At 61.1% G+C, this 16,750-nt stretch carries 16 protein-coding genes; 10 read left to right on the plus strand and 6 right to left on the minus strand.

What is annotated here, in order from left to right; translation table 11 throughout:
- Nucleotides 1–83: 83 nt before the first annotated feature.
- The 3 genes from lptF to HV782_RS06420 all read right to left on the minus strand — a co-directional run bounded on the left by lptF (nt 84) and on the right by HV782_RS06420 (nt 2,044).
- The gene (gene lptF, locus HV782_RS06410; RefSeq protein ID WP_085712811.1) at nt 84–872 is read right to left on the minus strand and encodes a lipotoxin F family OmpA-related lipoprotein LptF; all 789 of its coding nucleotides are present in this window, start codon (nt 870–872) and stop codon (nt 84–86) included.
- A gap of 56 nt (nt 873–928) precedes the next feature.
- Nucleotides 929–1,333, minus strand: a complete 405-nt coding sequence (locus HV782_RS06415) for a DUF4398 domain-containing protein (protein WP_025112229.1) — start codon at nt 1,331–1,333, stop codon at nt 929–931.
- A gap of 366 nt (nt 1,334–1,699) precedes the next feature.
- Nucleotides 1,700–2,044 carry a pilin assembly protein gene (locus HV782_RS06420; protein ID WP_186745087.1) on the minus strand — a complete coding sequence of 115 codons (345 nt, stop codon included), beginning with the start codon at nt 2,042–2,044 and terminating at the stop codon, nt 1,700–1,702.
- A 214-nt stretch (nt 2,045–2,258) separates the two neighbouring features.
- On the opposite strand from HV782_RS06420, the gene ppc reads away from it, so the two are divergent.
- Nucleotides 2,259–4,889 (plus strand): phosphoenolpyruvate carboxylase, encoded by a 2,631-nt coding sequence (gene ppc, locus HV782_RS06425; RefSeq protein ID WP_186745089.1) that lies wholly within the window; start codon nt 2,259–2,261, stop codon nt 4,887–4,889.
- 106 nt (nt 4,890–4,995) lie between these two features.
- Here the strand turns inward: ppc and HV782_RS06430 are convergent, their stop codons facing one another.
- Complete coding sequence (locus HV782_RS06430) at nt 4,996–5,199, minus strand: hypothetical protein (RefSeq protein WP_128615721.1); 204 nt, start codon at nt 5,197–5,199, stop codon at nt 4,996–4,998.
- Between HV782_RS06430 and adk the strand changes: the two genes are divergently transcribed.
- From adk to HV782_RS06460, 6 genes are all read left to right on the plus strand, one after another.
- Nucleotides 5,189–5,839 carry an adenylate kinase gene (gene adk / locus HV782_RS06435; RefSeq protein WP_123465030.1) on the plus strand — a complete coding sequence of 217 codons (651 nt, stop codon included), beginning with the start codon at nt 5,189–5,191 and terminating at the stop codon, nt 5,837–5,839. The two genes, HV782_RS06430 and adk, sit on opposite strands and share 11 nt — an antisense overlap.
- A 93-nt stretch (nt 5,840–5,932) precedes the next feature.
- A complete protein-coding gene (gene tsaB, locus HV782_RS06440; protein ID WP_128615720.1) occupies nt 5,933–6,607 on the plus strand; it encodes a tRNA (adenosine(37)-N6)-threonylcarbamoyltransferase complex dimerization subunit type 1 TsaB in 675 nt (224 codons plus the stop codon).
- Nucleotides 6,608–6,828: 221 nt separating this feature from the next.
- The gene (locus HV782_RS06445; protein WP_123465034.1) at nt 6,829–7,137 is read left to right on the plus strand and encodes a hypothetical protein; all 309 of its coding nucleotides are present in this window, start codon (nt 6,829–6,831) and stop codon (nt 7,135–7,137) included.
- Nucleotides 7,137–7,997, plus strand: a complete 861-nt coding sequence (locus HV782_RS06450; RefSeq protein WP_123465036.1) for a DUF72 domain-containing protein — start codon at nt 7,137–7,139, stop codon at nt 7,995–7,997. The genes HV782_RS06445 and HV782_RS06450 overlap by 1 nt, the downstream gene beginning before the upstream one ends.
- 29 nt (nt 7,998–8,026) lie before the next feature.
- Nucleotides 8,027–8,863 (plus strand): isocitrate lyase/PEP mutase family protein, encoded by an 837-nt coding sequence (locus tag HV782_RS06455; RefSeq protein WP_186745091.1) that lies wholly within the window; start codon nt 8,027–8,029, stop codon nt 8,861–8,863.
- A gap of 2 nt (nt 8,864–8,865) precedes the next feature.
- Nucleotides 8,866–9,558: an extensin-like domain-containing protein gene (locus HV782_RS06460; protein WP_186745093.1), complete on the plus strand. Its 693-nt coding sequence runs from the start codon at nt 8,866–8,868 to the stop codon at nt 9,556–9,558.
- Between the two features lie 3 nt (nt 9,559–9,561).
- On the opposite strand, the gene HV782_RS06465 is transcribed toward HV782_RS06460, so the two are convergent.
- Nucleotides 9,562–10,182, minus strand: a complete 621-nt coding sequence (locus tag HV782_RS06465) for an energy transducer TonB (RefSeq protein ID WP_123465988.1) — start codon at nt 10,180–10,182, stop codon at nt 9,562–9,564.
- 93 nt (nt 10,183–10,275) lie between these two features.
- Between HV782_RS06465 and HV782_RS06470 the strand changes: the two genes are divergently transcribed.
- Entirely contained in the window at nt 10,276–11,058 is a 783-nt protein-coding gene (locus tag HV782_RS06470; protein ID WP_123465042.1) for a class I SAM-dependent methyltransferase, read from the plus strand.
- Between the two features lie 128 nt (nt 11,059–11,186).
- Here the strand turns inward: HV782_RS06470 and HV782_RS06475 are convergent, their stop codons facing one another.
- Entirely contained in the window at nt 11,187–11,822 is a 636-nt protein-coding gene (locus HV782_RS06475) for a TetR/AcrR family transcriptional regulator (RefSeq protein WP_123465044.1), read from the minus strand.
- 94 nt (nt 11,823–11,916) lie between these two features.
- Between HV782_RS06475 and HV782_RS06480 the strand changes: the two genes are divergently transcribed.
- The gene (locus tag HV782_RS06480) at nt 11,917–13,017 is read left to right on the plus strand and encodes an efflux RND transporter periplasmic adaptor subunit (protein ID WP_123465046.1); all 1,101 of its coding nucleotides are present in this window, start codon (nt 11,917–11,919) and stop codon (nt 13,015–13,017) included.
- 6 nt (nt 13,018–13,023) lie between these two features.
- The gene (locus HV782_RS06485; protein WP_186745095.1) at nt 13,024–16,092 is read left to right on the plus strand and encodes an efflux RND transporter permease subunit; all 3,069 of its coding nucleotides are present in this window, start codon (nt 13,024–13,026) and stop codon (nt 16,090–16,092) included.
- The last annotated feature ends 658 nt before the right edge of the window (nt 16,093–16,750 follow it).

The following is a 16,750-nucleotide window of genomic DNA, read 5'->3' on the forward strand; positions in this document are numbered from 1 at the left end:
GGGGTGAGGGGCCGCGATTTCAGCCTGCACAAAAAAGCCCCGCCTGATCACTCAGGCGGGGCTTTTGCGTTACCGCGTGACGCTTAGTTCGAGCTGACCGCCGAACGTGGCATCACTGGCTGGTTGTCGTTGGAGATAGTCACCTCCACACGACGGTTCATCGCACGGCCGGAAACGCTGCCGTTATCGGCAACCGGGTATTCCTTGCCATAACCCTGAACCACGATGCGCGAAGGATCTACGCCCATCTTGATCAGCGCGACTTGTACCGAGGTCGCACGACGCTCGGACAGCGACTGGTTGTAAGAAGCCGCACCGGTGCTGTCGGTGTAACCCTCGACGATCACTTTGCGATCAGGGTTTTCCTGGAGGAACTGCGCCAGTTTATTGATGTTCACCAGACCGCTGGATTTCAGATCAGCCTTGTTGGTGGCGAACAGCACGTCACCGAAGGTCACCAGGGTGCCGCGATCGGTCTGCTTGGCGTTGAGGCTGTCCTGCAGCTGTTTGATCTGCTGATCGCGAGCATCCAGACGCGCCTGGGCACGCTGGGCTGCGGCGTTCTTCAGGTTGTTTTCAGCGGTGCGCAGGGCGATGGTCTGCTTGGCCACTTCCACACGCTGGTTGGTCAGGTAGGCCAGCTGGTCAACCTTGGCCGCGTTTTCTTTGTCCAGGTAAGCCTTGTCGGCCTTGTCCAGGTAATCGCTGGCGTCTTTGGTTTCCAGGGCTGCGACTTTGCTGGCTTGTGGGTTGGCTTGCAGGCCGGCGTAGTTGGTGCGCGCCTGTTCCAGGTTCGGGTTAGGCGGGGTGGAGCAGGCAGCCAGGGCAACGCTTGCAGCCAGGAGAGCGGGGATCATCAGTTGCTTACGCATAATTTGTCGTCCTTTCTATCGTTAAAAGTTTCAGCTTTGCGATTCGGGATGCGCGCTTACTGCACGGTGCGCTGACTTTCCTGACGCAGTTCCTGAACACCTTTCTGGGAATCCTTCAGTGCCTGTTCGGCTTTCGCTGCCTGAGCCTTGCGTTCCGCTACGCGAGCGTCCCATTCGGCCTGCTCGGAGAGGGTGCGAGCTTCGTCATACTTCTTGTCGTGCATGGCGATTTCAGCTTGTTTGAGTTTGTCCTGCGCCTGCTTCATCTCGACGGCGGCGAATTCGGTACCACCGGCGCTGACGGCGCTGTTGACTGCCGACTGGGTCACGGCGTACTGCTCGGTCGGCGGGTTACCGGCGCAACCGGCCAGCACGAAGCTGGTGCCGATGGCCAGAGCAGCCAGTTTCAGACCGCGCAGGTGAGAGAACGAGGTTTGGGTCTTCATGGTCTTCAACTCCATTGTTTAACTCCTGATAAAACCGAAAATCCATCCTGGTCGAGGAGCCTAAAGCGTCGTATGAAAGCGCGTTTTTGAAACGCTCGTTCCAGGCGTGGTTACTCGTTCCGACCGGAGGCATTTTTCAAAAGTTCAGAAAAGATGGCCTATCGCCAAAAAAATTTTTGACCGAATGGACAAGGCTCTGGGGCGGGAACTTTGGCCGAGGAGAGTGGTACGCGCGGGGGAAAACAACATGATTCTTGAGGGAAAATGCGGTCCTGTGGGAGCTGGCTTGCCAGCGATGGGGCCGTCAGATTCAACACGTCGGTGACTGAACGGACGCCATCGCTGGCAAGCCAGCTCCCACAGGTTTAACGCAATCGGGTGTCAGTGTTTCTGCTTGCCGGCAGCCGCCGAGAGGTCATGCAAATGACGGCGCGAAAGGGCCAGAAAACGCGGTGTAGGCCCGACATCCTCGTACAGCGGATCACCTTCCTCATCGGTCGCCACCACTGTCGAACCTTTCACATAGGGCAGGCTCGCTTCAAACTCTTCAAGCGCCGCGCCGATCAGTTCGCCAAGCAGTTCTTCGACATGACGTTTGGGGTACATCTCGGTAATCGCTGCCAGACGCGCAGCGGCCTCAACGTCCAGATGAATCGCGTAGCCGGTGTCGGTCAGGCGACCTTTGGCGGTTTCTTCCCAATGCTGGGCGAGCTCACGGATTTTCATGATGACCTCATTTCGCACCTGCTCGTGGCAGGTCTGGGTGAGTGTCCGGCGTGGCCGGTGGCAAGCCGTTGTACGGCTTACTGTTGAGACTAGCTTTCGGTCACAAGGTTTAAAGTCCCTTCGTCGGCCTGCTTGTAAGAAGCGTCGCAGAGCGGCACTCTCTAGGTCATGCACTCGTTTCTAGGCCGCCCGGATTACCGCTGGAGAACTGCTGATGACCGATATTGATGCACGCTTGCGCGAAGATGTTCACCTGCTCGGCGAGTTGTTGGGCAACACCATTCGAGACCAGTACGGCGAGGCGTTTCTCGACAAGATCGAGCAGATTCGCAAGGGCGCCAAGGCCGACCGGCGTGGCTCGATGGACGCCGAGCTCAGCGCCAGCCTCAATCAATTGAGCGAAGACGAATTGCTCCCGGTGGCGCGGGCGTTCAACCAGTTCCTCAATCTGGCGAACATCGCCGAGCAGTATCAGTTGATCCATCGTCGCGAGGAGTCGCAGCCGGCGCCATTCGAATCCCGTGTGCTGCCGGAACTGCTGGCGCGCCTGCGCAACGAAGGGCACAGCGCCGAATCCCTGGCCCGGCAACTGGCGCGCCTGGAAATCGAACTGGTGCTGACCGCGCACCCGACCGAAGTGGCGCGGCGCACGTTGATTCAGAAGTACGACGCGATTGCCGCGCAACTGGCCGCTCAGGATCATCGCGACCTGACCAGCGCCGAGCGCGAGCAGATCCACACTACCTTGCAACGGCTGATCGCCGAAGCCTGGCACACCGAAGAAATCCGCCGTACGCGGCCGACGCCAGTGGACGAGGCCAAGTGGGGTTTCGCGGTGATCGAGCATTCGCTGTGGCAGGCGATCCCCAACCATATGCGCAAGGCCGACAAGGCGTTGCATGAAGCGACGGGCCTGCGTCTGCCGCTGGAAGCTGCGCCGATACGCTTTGCCTCGTGGATGGGCGGCGACCGTGACGGCAACCCCAACGTCACTGCGGCCGTGACCCGTGAAGTGTTATTGCTGGCGCGCTGGATGGCCGCCGATCTGTACCTGCGCGATGTCGATCATCTGGCGGCCGAGTTGTCGATGCAGCAGGCCAGTGATGCATTGAAAGCCCGGGCCGGCGACAGCGCCGAACCTTATCGCGCAGTGCTCAAGCAATTGCGCGAACGCCTGCGCGCCACCCGCAACTGGGCGCAGGCCTCGCTGACCGCGCCGACCCCGGCCCCCGCCGACGTACTGCACAACAACCGCGATCTGCTCGATCCGCTGGAGTTGTGTTTCAACTCGCTGCACGAATGCGGCATGGGCGTGATTGCCGATGGCCCGCTGCTCGATTGCCTGCGCCGCGCAGTGACCTTCGGCCTGTTTCTGGTGCGCCTCGATGTGCGTCAGGACTCGTCGCGCCATAGCTCGGCGATGACCGAAATTACCGATTATCTGGGCCTGGGGCGCTACGAAGACTGGGACGAAGAGCAGCGCATCGGCTTCCTGACACGGGAGCTGAGCAACCGTCGTCCGTTGCTGCCGGCGCATTTCAAACCCTCCGCCGATACGGCGGAAGTGCTCAATACCTGTAAGGAAATCGCCGCCGCACCAGGCGCGTCACTGGGGTCCTACGTGATCTCGATGGCCGGGGCTGCATCCGATGTGCTGGCGGTGCAACTGCTGCTTAAAGAAGCCGGTGTGCTGCGACCAATGCGTGTCGTGCCGTTGTTCGAAACCCTCGCAGACCTCGACAACGCCGGCCCGGTGATGGAGCGTCTGTTGCTGCTGCCGGGTTATCGCGCGCGCCTGCAGGGCCCGCAGGAAGTGATGATCGGCTACTCCGACTCGGCCAAGGACGCCGGCACCACCGCTGCCGCTTGGGCGCAATACCGGGCGCAGGAACGTCTGGTAGAAATCTGTCGGGAGCAGCAAGTCGAACTGCTGCTGTTCCACGGTCGCGGCGGCACTGTCGGCCGAGGCGGTGGTCCGGCCCACGCGGCGATTCTCTCGCAGCCGCCAGGATCGGTGGCGGGGCGCTTTCGCACTACCGAGCAGGGGGAAATGATTCGTTTCAAATTTGGCCTGCCGGACATCGCCGAGCAGAACCTCAATCTGTATCTGGCTGCCGTGCTCGAAGCAACGCTGTTGCCACCACCGCCACCGACGCCCGAGTGGCGGCATCTGATGGACGAGTTGGCGGCGGACGGGGTCAGTGCCTACCGTGCGGTGGTGCGGGAAAATCCGCAGTTCGTCGAGTATTTCCGCCAGTCCACGCCGGAGCAGGAGTTGGGGCGTCTGCCGCTGGGCAGTCGTCCGGCCAAGCGCCGTGCCGGTGGCATCGAAAGTCTGCGGGCGATTCCGTGGATCTTCGGCTGGACGCAGACGCGATTGATGTTGCCCGCGTGGCTCGGCTGGGAGTCGGCGCTGAGCAAGGCGCTGGAGCGCGGTGAAGGTCAATTGCTCGGGCAGATGCGCGAGCAGTGGCCGTTCTTCCGCACGCGCATCGACATGCTGGAAATGGTCCTGGCCAAGGCTGACGCGGACATCGCGCTGTCTTACGACCAGCGTCTGGTCGAGCCGGACTTGCTGCCGTTGGGCGCGCAGTTACGCGACCTATTGTCGCAGGCGTGTGCGGTAGTGCTCGGCCTGACCGGTCAGTCGCAACTGCTGGCACATAGCCCTGATACGCTCGAATTCATCCGTCTGCGCAACACCTACCTCGACCCGCTGCATCTATTGCAGGCCGAACTGCTGGCGCGTTCGCGGCAGCAGAATGTCGAGCAGGGCAGCCCGGTGGAACAGGCGTTGCTGGTGTCTGTGGCGGGGATTGCCGCCGGTTTGCGAAATACCGGCTAAGGTTTTTTCCGTAGGATGCGGCAGCCGATGCATGCCTCGGCTGTCGTTTGCTGCACAGGGGAAATGTGCCGCCAGGCGACAGTTAATGATGGGGTTGCGACTTGGGTCACCGTGTCGCAAGGTCGCGGCGGGCGTCGGTTTCTCCGACTTTTGGCGTCTTGTGTGGGCGCAGCCTGCTGTGTATCTTGATCAGCCTTTGGCCGTTTGTGTGGCCACGACCCGTATTTTCAGGATTCGCCGCCAAGTAGCGAATCCTTTGTTTTGTAAAGCTTTTATATAAAAAATTGAGGAGCACATCGATGCGCGTCATTCTGCTGGGAGCTCCCGGGGCCGGTAAAGGTACTCAGGCAAAGTTCATCACCGAAAAATTCGGCATTCCGCAAATCTCCACTGGCGACATGCTGCGTGCTGCGGTCAAGGCCGGCACCGAGCTGGGCATCAAGGCCAAGAGCATCATGGATGCCGGTGGCCTGGTGTCGGATGACCTGATCATCGCGCTGGTCAAGGATCGCATCGCTCAAGCTGACTGCGCCAATGGCTTTCTGTTCGACGGCTTCCCGCGCACCATTCCGCAGGCCGAAGCGCTGGTGACTGCCGGTGTCGAACTGGACGCCGTGGTTGAAATCGCCGTTGAAGACGAAGAGATCGTGCAGCGTATCGCCGGTCGTCGTGTGCACGAGGCCAGCGGCCGCGTTTACCACATCGTCTACAACCCGCCGAAAATCGCTGGCAAAGACGACATCACCGGTGAAGAACTGGTACAGCGCAAGGACGACACTGAAGAAACCGTGCGTCATCGCCTGTCGGTCTACCATTCGCAGACCAAGCCGCTGGTGGACTTCTACCAGAAGCTGTCCGCTACCAATGCCGGCAAGCCGAAGTACAGCCACATCCCGGGTGTCGGTTCGGTTGAAGCCATCACCGCCAAGGTACTTGAGGCGCTGAGCTGAAAAAGCTGATTCTGCTGCATCATCCACGGCCCGCTTGCGGGCCGTAGTTGTTTATACTGACGCACCTTTTTCCCACCTGTTTTGGATACATCAATGAGCACCTTGCTGGCCCTGGACACCGCGACTGAAGCTTGCTCCGTTGCCTTGCTGCACGACGGCAAGGTCACGAGCCATTACGAGGTGATCCCGCGCCTGCATGCGCAAAAGCTGTTGCCGATGATCCAGCAACTGCTGGCCGACGCCGGCACCACGCTGCAAGCGGTGGACGCCATCGCGTTCGGTCGCGGCCCGGGTGCATTCACCGGTGTGCGGATCGCCATCGGTGTAGTGCAGGGGCTGGCGTTTGCCCTCGACCGTCCGGTGCTTGCGGTGTCGAACCTGGCGGTGCTGGCGCAACGGGCTCATCGCGAGCACGGCGTCAGCCAGGTTGCAGCGGCCATTGATGCGCGGATGGATGAAGTGTATTGGGGCTGCTACCGCGAGACTGCCGGCGAGATGCGTCTGGTCGGTGCCGAAGCGGTGTTGCCACCCGAGGTTGCAGCGCTGCCGCAAGACGCCAGCGGCGAGTGGTTCGGTGCCGGTACCGGTTGGGGCTACGGCGAGCGTATTGCCGTCAAACCGAGCGGTTCCGATGCGGGCATGTTGCCCCATGCCGAAGACTTGCTGACCCTGGCGCGCTTCGCCTGGGAGCGCGGTGAGTCGATCCCGGCCGATGACGCGCAACCGGTTTACCTGCGCGACAAAGTCGCCACCCCCAAGGCTCGCTGATCAATCAAAACGGCGAGGTCCATTGTGGCGAGGGAGCTTGCTCCTTCGCGACAAAAACACTCAGCCGCAATTCAGTGCCTTATTCCAAATCCTGCCAATCGTCAGTTTCCAACCCCGCGCTTTAAACCTTTTGCGCTTTATGTGTTCTAGTTATCACTCGGCGATTTGCTAAGTCGGTCAGGTGCCGCTAAATTGCCATCATTGATACCGAGCATGAATTTATGCGTATAGACGGCGTTTCCTCTCAGTCCTATCCCATCAAGCGCAAGCCTCGCAAAGGCAATGTGGCGCTGGATGAATCCGTCGACGATATCGACGGCGAGCTGGAGTTCCCGACTGAAGAGCAACTGGCCGCCCGTGCTGCCAAAGCCTCGGCACAACGCCTGAGCAATCTGCCTGCCCGTCAGCAAGACATGATTTATCACCGTGCGATGAAAAAGAGCGTAGCGATGGCCTTGGCCAGTTACCTGAGCACCGCCGGTTTTGTCGATTGGGATGCAGACGTGCTGGGCCTCGATTTGTACATCTGATGGCGCTGCCTTACTACCTCGGTTGCCCGTCCTGGAGCGAAAATGCCTGGCGCGAGTATCTGTACCCGGTAGACGCGAAAACCTCCGACTTTCTCGGTCTCTATTCCCAAGTGTTCAACGCCGTGGAAGGCAATACGACCTTCTACGCCAGCCCGTCGCCGGCCACCGTGCAGCGCTGGGCCGAGGTCATGCCCGAGCACTTTCGCTTCACCGCCAAGTTCCCCGGCGACATCAGCCACAGCGGTGACCTGCGCGAGCAACTGACCGCCGCCGAAACCTTTTTGCAGTTGATGCAGCCGCTGGGCGGACGCGTCGCGCCGTTCTGGCTGCAACTGTCGAAAAGCTTCACGCCGCAGCGCCTGCCGGAACTGGCGGGGTTCATTGATGCGCTGGATTGCCCGCTGGCGGTGGAAGTGCGTCACGAGCAGTTCTTCGCCAAGGGCGAGAGTGAGCGCCTGCTCAATCGTCTGCTGCTCGACCGTGGCGTCGAACGCATCTGCCTCGATCCGCGGGCGCTGTTCAGTTGCCTGTCGACCGAATCTTCGGTGATTCACGCGCAGTCCAAAAAGCCCCGTGTGCCGACGCGCCCGGCGGCCTTCACGCAGTCCCCGCAAGTACGCTTCATCGGGCATCCCGAACTCGAAGCCAACGATCCCTTCCTCGTGCCGTGGGTAACAAAAATCGCCGAGTGGATCGAAGAGGGCCGCACGCCTTATATCTTTCTGCACACCGCCGACAACCTGCTGGCGGCGAAACTGGCGCAACGTTTTCACACGCAATTGATGCAACGTTTGCCTGGCCTGCCATCGCTGCCTGAGCTATACAGAGAACCCGCCGCCGAGCAACTTGGCCTGCTCTGAGGCGGTTTTTTCTGCCCAGGAGCCTGCCGATGGACGCCCAAGCCCGCGAAGAACAAGCCCGTAAAGCCCACGCTTTCAAAGCCCTGCATGAACGGCCGGGCATTTTCGTCATCCCCAACCCATGGGATGCTGGCTCGGCGAAGATGCTCGCCAGTCTCGGCTATCAGGCCTTGGCCACGACCAGCGCCGGTTACGCGTTTTCCCAAGGCAAGGCCGATGGTGCGTTGACGCTCGATGAGACCCTGGCCAACGTCCGGGCGATTGTCGCGGCCACGGATCTGCCGGTGGCGGTGGATCTGGAAAACGGCTTCGCCGATGACCCGCTCGAATCCGCCAACAGCCTGTTGCGTGCCGCCGAGGCGGGCGCAGTGGGTGGTTCAATCGAAGACGCCACAGGCCGCGTCGACGCGCCCATCTATTGCTTCGAACACGCGGTGGCGCGCATCGAAGCCGCCGTCGCCGCTGTGCGTACGCTGCCTTTTCCCTTCACCCTGACCGCCCGTGCGGAAAACTACTTGCACGGCCATCCCGATATCAACGACACCATCCGCCGCTTGCAGGCGTTCGCCGAAGCCGGTGCCGACGTGCTGTATGCGCCGGGTTTGCGCAGTGCCGAAGAAGTGTTGGCAGTGGTGCGTGCGGTGGCGCCGAAGCCGGTCAACGTGTTGATGTCCGGCGGTTTGAAGTTGACGTTGCAGGAACTCGAAGAAATGGGCGTGCGGCGCATCAGCACCGGTTCGGCACTGGCACTGGCCGCGTTCGGCGGATTCTTGCGCGCCGCTGAAGAGATCCAGCAAACGGGCACCTTCGGGTTTACTTCGCAGTCGATGCCCTACGCCCAGGCCAATCAGTTTTTCAAAGGCTGAACGTGGGACGCTGGTTTGCGCTGAGTGTGCTGCTGCTGATTGGCGGTGCGATGGTCAGTGTCTGGCGTGGCTGGCTGGATGTGCCAGCCGAGTGGAATCCGTGGGCGCCGCTGGATGTGAAGGCAGTCCCCAACTGGCTGACCGGCTACAAACTGATGCGCTTGCGCAGCGATCCCGAACTCTGTGCACAGGCGCTGAGCAGCTCTGGACTGCGTGTCACACGGCAATCCGACAGCCCCGATGCCAAGTGTCCGCTGATCGGCACCTTACGCGTGCAGGGCGGCGAGGTCGCGCTGAGCAGCGGTTTCCTCGCCAGTTGTCCGCTGGCGGTGGCCTACGCCTTGTTTGAGCGCCACACCCTGCAACCCGTCGCTCAAGCCGTTTACGGCGAGAAAGTCAGCCGTCTCGATCACCTTGGCAGCTTCGCCTGCCGCAATGTCTATAACCGTGAGAGCGGCGCACTCAGCCGGCATGCCAGTGCCGATGCGCTGGATATCGCCGGATTTCGTCTGGCCAGCGGGCGCAGCATCAGCGTCCTCAAGGACTGGCCAGGGCAAACTCGCGACGCGCAGTTCCTACGCCAGGTGCGTGACGGCGCCTGTGAGGCGTTCAGTGTGGTATTGAGCCCGGATTACAACGCCGCTCACCGTAATCACTTTCATGTCGATGTCGGGCGCTGGAGCGTGTGTCGCTGAGGGTCAGGCGGCGAGGCGCAGGTTCTGCAGAACGATCGGGCGGGCCCAGCCGTTATCGAAGTCCAGCGCCTTCTGTTGCTCGGCGATTTCTTCTGGCGGGAATGGCGGACAAGGCTTTTGCAGCAGATCCAGATCGAACTCGGCAATCGGCAGGTACAGCGGCTTCTTCTGCGGGGCCGGGCCAGGCTCTGGTGTTGGCTGGCCGTTGTTGATCACGATCGGGCGTACCCAGCTGCTGTCGAAATCCTGCTGCTCTTGCTGAGCCTTGAGCTCTTCAGGCGGGAACGGCGGGAACGGCTTGTCCAGCAATTCCATTTCGAATTCGGCGATCGGCAGGAACAGCGGCTCCGGCGGACGCACTTCGGTTTCGACCACATCGCATTCGCGCTGGCTGATGATGTGCGCGTGCAGTTCGCTGCCCAGGGTCGGTTCTTCAGGGCTGCTCAGGTCAACCGGGGGGAATGTGCCGCAGGCGGGTACCACTTCACTCGTCTGTTCGGCCAGCGCCTGGGCAAAGAAATCCTGCCACAGGTGACTGACGCCGCTCAGTGCTTGAGTGTTTTGACGGCTGAAGTCGCCATGGGGCGAAATGTAGCCAATCGATGTGGGAAGAATGCCTGACATTTTTTTCGGTTGACGCTCAGCTCTGGCAAAATGCGCGTTGATTGGTTTATCGGCCACTTTTTGCCGATCCTTAACTTTTTTGAGCGTGTTTTCATGATTGAGCAACCCGCGGCCTGCCGCATCCATGTCCAGGCCCTCGGCCCGGCGTTTGAAGCGCAAGCCGAGCAGTGGGCCGAGCGTCTGGGCCTGCCGCTGGCAGTGGCCGACGGTGAGTTCGCCTTGCAGGTCGGCGAGCAGGGTTTGCAACTGCAGCAGTTGGGCCCGGATGCACCGGGGCCGGTACGCGTCGATTTTGTCGAGGGCGGCGCGGCGCATCGGCGGTTGTACGGTGGCGGCAGCGGGCAGATGATCGCCAAGGCCGTCGGCATCGCCCAGGGCGTGCGACCACGGGTGCTGGATGCCACGGCGGGGCTGGGCAAGGATGCGTTCGTGCTGGCCAGCCTCGGTTGCGAGATGAGCCTGATCGAGCGCCAGCCACTGATCGGTGCGCTGCTGGAGGACGGTCTGGCGCGGGCGGCGGAAGATTTCGAGGTGGCGCCGATCGTGGCGCGGATGAAGCTGCTCAAGGGCAACTCCATCGAGGTCATGCGTAACTGGGAAGGCGAGCCGCCGCAGGTGATCTATCTCGACCCGATGTTCCCGCATCGCGAGAAAACCGCGTTGGTGAAGAAGGAAATGCGCCTGTTCCGGCCGTTGGTCGGGGATGATCCGGATGCCCCGGCCTTGCTTGAAGCAGCGCTGGCACTGGCGACGCACCGGGTGGTGGTCAAGCGTCCGCGCAAGGCGCCGTGTATCGAAGGGCCGAAGCCGAGTCATGCGCTGGATGGCAAGTCCAGCCGATACGATATTTACCCGAAGAAAGCGCTCAAGCCGTAAAACCGAGTCGCTCCAATCGCTGGCAAGCCAGCTCCACAGGTTTTTGTGTCGTTCGCACGATGGGTGTTTACCACAACCCCTGTGGCAGCTGGCGTGTCAGCGATGGCGTCAGCACAGACCCTGAATAATCAGGGCCGATACGCCCGCATGAACAACCCCACCACCTCCTGTACATGGATCTCCGCCGCCTCTTCACTCAGCGGCTCACCGCAGCAATACAGCAAGCGAAAATTCCCCGCGCCCTTGATCAGGCAGAAGAAGTGCTCGGCCGCGTTACGCGGTTGGTCGATGCTCAACGCGCCGGTCTCGTGGATGCGCTTCAGCAGCCGCTCCATGCCTTGCACCATGCGTTCGGGGCCGGCCTCAAAGAAGATCAGCGAGAGCTTCGGATCCTGTGTGCCCAGCGCCATCATCAAACGGTGCAAATTCACCGACTCTTCGCTGTTGATCAGCTGATGAAAGCCTCGCGCAATGTTCAGCAACACATTTTCCACGGCGATGCCGGCAGGCAATTCGAAGAACAGCGGCGGTAACTGCTCCTCGCATTTGGCCATCACGGCGGAGGAGAACAGCGTCTCCTTGTCGTTGAAGTGGCTGTAAACCGTCAACTTCGACACGCCAGCCTCGGCGGCGACCGCGTCCATGCTGGTGTTGGCGTAGCCTTGACTCAGAAACAGGATTTTCGCCGCATCGAGGATCGCCCGGCGCTTGGCCGGATCCTTCGGACGGCCCGGGCCGTTTGGAGCTGAAAGATTGTTCGACATTCTTCGCTTTTAATACTGGACTGGTGAGTTTGCTATTAATACCATACCGGCCAGTATAAATATTCCAAGCACCATTAGCGAAAGGTCCGTCACCATGTTCCGCCATGCGTTGTCCTTTGCGTTGCCAGCCAGTCTGGCGTTTTTGTTGTCGGCGTGTGGTCAGGAGGAGGCGGTGCAAGTGACCGTGCGACCGGCCATGGTGGTGCAGCCAGAGCCTTCGACGCAGGCGATGGAAAGTTTCCCGGGCGAGGTGCGCGCGCGCTACGAGCCCGATCTGGCGTTCCGCATCGGCGGCAAAGTCAGCCGACGACTGGTTGATGAGGGCCAACGCGTCAAGGCCGATCAACCGCTGGCCGAGCTCGATCCGCAGGATGTCCGCCTGCAACTGGAGGCCACCCGCGCCCAGGTCGCTGCTGCCGAAGCCAACCTCAATCTGGTGCGCGCCGAACGCGACCGCTACAAGACCCTGATGGACCGGCAGATGGTCAGCCGCTCGGCTTACGACAACGCCGAAAACCTTTACCGCTCCGGTGAAGCCCGCCTCAAACAAATCAAAGCCGAATTCAACGTCTCGACCAACCAGGCCAGTTACGCGGTACTGCGCGCGCCGCAGGACGGCGTAGTGGCCAAGCGTTCGGTGGAAGTCGGTCAGGTGGTCGCGGCCGGGCAAACCGTGTTCACCCTCGCCACCGACGGCGAGCGCGAAGTGCTCATCAGCCTGCCGGAACAAAGTTTTGGCCGGTTCAAGGTCGGTCAGCCGGTGACCGTTGAACTGTGGACGCAACAGAACCAGCGCTTCGCCGGGCAGATCCGCGAACTGTCGCCTGCAGCCGATCCAAAGTCCCGCACCTTCGCCGCGCGCATTGCCTTCACCAGCGGCAAGGTCCCGGCCGAGCTGGGCCAGAGCGCCCGGGTGTTCGTGCAGTCGGCCGATGCCGTGCCGTTGTCGGTGCCACTCTCGGCACTGACCGCCGAAAACGGCGCGACCTATGTCTGGGTCGTCAGCGCCAACAACACGCTGAAGAAAACCCCGGTACGCGTCGGTCCGTTCGGCGAAAAAACCGTGCCGGTGCTCGAAGGCCTCAACGCCAACGACTGGGTGGTCGCCGCTGGCGTGCATGTGCTGCTCGAAGGTCAGCAGGTGCGCCCCGTGGATCGCTCCAACCGTGTGGTCCATCTGGCGGACAAGGAGTAAGTCCCGATGCGCTTCAACCTTTCCGAATGGGCGCTGCGTAATCGCCAGATCGTCCTGTTCCTGATGCTGTTGCTGGCCGTCGTCGGCGCCTTGTCTTACACCAAACTGGGCCAGAGTGAAGACCCGCCGTTCACCTTCAAGGCCATGGTCATCCAGACCCGTTGGCCGGGGGCGACCGCGCAGGAAGTCTCGCGTCAGGTCACCGAGCGCATTGAAAAGAAACTCATGGAAACCGGTGAGTACGAACGCATCGTCTCGTTCTCTCGCCCGGGTGAGTCGCAGGTCACCTTCATCGCCCGCGACTCCATGCATTCCAACCAGATTCCTGACCTCTGGTATCAGGTGCGCAAGAAGGTCAGCGACATCCGGCAGACCTTGCCGCCGGGGATTCAGGGGCCGTTTTTCAACGATGAATTCGGTACCACGTTCGGCAATATCTATGCGCTGACCGGCAATGGTTTCGACTACGCCGTGCTCAAGGATTACGCCGACCGCATTCAGATCCAGCTGCAACGGGTCAAGGACGTCGGCAAGGTCGACCTGCTCGGTTTGCAGGACGAGAAGATCTGGGTCGAACTGTCCAACGTCAAACTCGCCACCCTCGGCTTGCCGCTGGCAGCCGTGCAGCAGGCATTGGAAGAACAGAACGCGGTGTCCACCGCCGGCTTCTTCGAGACCGGCAGCGAGCGTTTGCAGCTAAGGGTTACGGGGAATTTCAAGACCGTCGATGAGATAAAGAACTTCCCGATCCGCGTCGGCGATCGCACGTTCCGCATCTCCGACGTCGCTGATGTCCGCCGGGGTTTCAACGATCCACCGGCGCCGCGCATGCGCTTCATGGGTGAGGACGCGATCGGGCTGGCCGTGGCGATGAAAGATGGCGGCGACATTCTGGTGCTCGGCAAAGCACTGGAAGGCGAGTTCTCGCGGATCCAGAAAAACCTTCCGGCCGGCATGCAGTTGCGCAAGGTCTCCGACCAGCCGGCAGCGGTGAAAACCGGGGTCGGCGAGTTCGTTCAGGTGTTGGTGGAAGCGCTGGCGATTGTGTTGCTGGTGAGCTTCTTTTCCCTTGGCGTGCGCACCGGCATGGTGGTGGCGCTGACCATTCCGCTGGTGCTGGCGATGACCTTCGCCTGCATGTATTACCTGGGCATCGGCCTGCACAAGATTTCCCTCGGCGCGTTGGTGCTGGCGCTGGGCTTGCTGGTAGACGACGCGATCATTGCCGTGGAAATGATGGCGATCAAAATGGAGCAGGGCTTCGACCGTATTCGCGCGGCGAGCTATGCCTGGACCAGCACCGCATTCCCGATGCTCACTGGCACGTTGATCACTGCCGCAGGTTTTCTGCCGATTGCCACGGCGCAGTCCGGCACCGGCGAATACACCCGCTCGATCTTCCAGGTGGTGACCATCGCGTTGCTCGCCTCGTGGGTGGCGGCGGTGATGTTCGTGCCGTATCTGGGGGAAAAACTGCTGCCGGATCTGGCGAAGATTCATGCGGCCAAACACGGAACGGCTGATGGCCAGTCAGACCCTTACGGCACGCCGTTCTATCAGCGGGTGCGGCGGCTGGTGGAGTGGTGCGTGGTGCATCGCAAAACCGTGATCGTGATGACGCTGGGGCTGTTCATCGCCTCGGTGATGTTGTTCCGGTTCGTGCCGCAGCAGTTCTTTCCAGCCTCCAACCGGCTGGAATTGATGGTCGATCTGAAACTCGCCGAAGGCGCGTCTTTGGCCAACACCGCCGGCGAGGTCAAGCGCCTGGAAGCGCTGCTCAAGGATCACGCCGGCATCGACAACTACGTGGCGTATGTCGGCACCGGTTCGCCGCGTTTCTACCTGCCGCTGGATCAACAATTGCCGGCAGCGAGCTTCGCCCAGTTTGTGGTGTTGGCGAAAACCATCGAGGAGCGCGAGGTGCTGCGCACCTGGCTGATCGACACGCTCAACGAGCAGTTCCCGGCCCTGCGCTCGCGGGTGACGCGTCTGGAGAACGGGCCGCCGGTGGGTTACCCGGTGCAGTTCCGCGTCACCGGTGAACACATCGAGGAAGTCCGCGCGCTGGCGCGCAAGGTGGCGGCGAAGGTTCGCGAGAATCCGCATGTGGTCAATGTGCATCTGGATTGGGAAGAACCGAGCAAGGTCGTGTATCTGAATATCGATCAGGACCGCGCTCGGGCACTCGGGGTGAGCACCGCCAATCTGGCGAAATTCCTGCAGAGTTCGTTGACCGGCTCAAGTGTCAGTCAGTACCGCGAAGACAACGAGTTGATCGAGATTCTGCTGCGCGGCACGGTGCATGAGCGCACTGAATTGTCGTTGTTGCCGAGTCTGGCGGTGCCGACGGACAACGGCCGCAGTGTGGCGTTGTCGCAGATCGCCACGCTGGAATATGGCTTCGAGGAGGGCATTATCTGGCACCGCAATCGCCTGCCGAACGTGACCGTGCGTGCCGATATTTATGGCAAGGAGCAGCCAGCGACACTGGTCAAACAGATCATGCCGACGCTGGATTCGATTCGTGCTGAATTGCCGGATGGTTATCTGTTGGATGTCGGCGGTACGGTGGAGGACTCGGCGCGTGGGCAGAAGTCGGTGAACGCCGGGGTGCCGATGTTCATCGTTGTGGTGCTGACCTTGCTGATGGTGCAACTGCGTAGCTTCTCGCGCACGGTGATGGTGTTTTTGACGGCGCCGTTGGGGTTGATCGGGGTGACGTTGTTTTTGATGGTGTTCCGTCAGCCGTTCGGCTTTGTGGCGATGCTGGGGACGATCGCGCTGTCGGGGATGATCATGCGCAACTCGGTGATTCTGGTGGATCAGATCGAGCAGGATATTGCCTCCGGGCTCAGGCCGTGGCAGGCGATTATCGAGGCGACCGTACGACGCTTCAGGCCGATTGTGTTGACGGCGCTGGCGGCGGTTCTGGCGATGATTCCTTTGTCTCGGAGTGTGTTTTTCGGGCCTATGGCGGTGGCAATCATGGGTGGGTTGATTGTGGCGACGGCGCTGACGTTGTTGTTTTTGCCGGCGTTGTATGCGGCTTGGTTCAGGGTTCGTCGCGAGGGTTGATCTTTGGTTTGACGTGGCGGCCTTCGGGCCGGCCAGGTTCTTGGGGTTTTGGGTGAATATCCGTTGGTTTGGGGGTTGCGGCTGGCGGTTTCGCCCTTACGGCGAGTCCCTTTGGCAAACGCCCCAAAGGAACCAAAGGTCTTTGCCCCAACGTTCGGCCCGCTCGCTGGGGCTCGGGGTTCCTTCGCTCCGGGATTGTTCCGGGCGCATCGCCTCCGGTTTGCTTCGCTGCACCTCCTCTCGATGTGTTTGGCTTCGCCAAACGGTCGCTGCGCTCCCACCCCCGGATCAATCCCTCCACTCAGCCTGCCGACGGGGCCTGTGGATCAAGATCAAAAGCTGCAGCCGAGCTAACGCTCATCCTGTTGAGTGGTGAGAAGCGAGGCGGGATGAGGTGTGCGCGTTGTGCTCGTGCGCTTCTGTGGGAGCTGGCTTGCCAGCGATGGCGGCCTGATAGCCGACCTGTTTTTTTTAGATGTACGCAATCAACTTTAGGAGCCAGCCTGCTGGCGATGAGGCCCGCACAGCCTCCCAATCTCTCTCTGCATGGACTCTTTCCAACCTTTGGGAGATGAAGATCAAAAGCTGCAGCCGAGCTAACGCTCATCCTGTTGAGTGGTGAGGAGCGAGGCGGGACGAGGTGTGCGTGTTTTGCTCG

This window comes from Pseudomonas monsensis (genome assembly GCF_014268495.2).
In the GTDB taxonomy this organism is placed as follows: Bacteria; Pseudomonadota; Gammaproteobacteria; order Pseudomonadales; family Pseudomonadaceae; genus Aquipseudomonas; species Aquipseudomonas monsensis.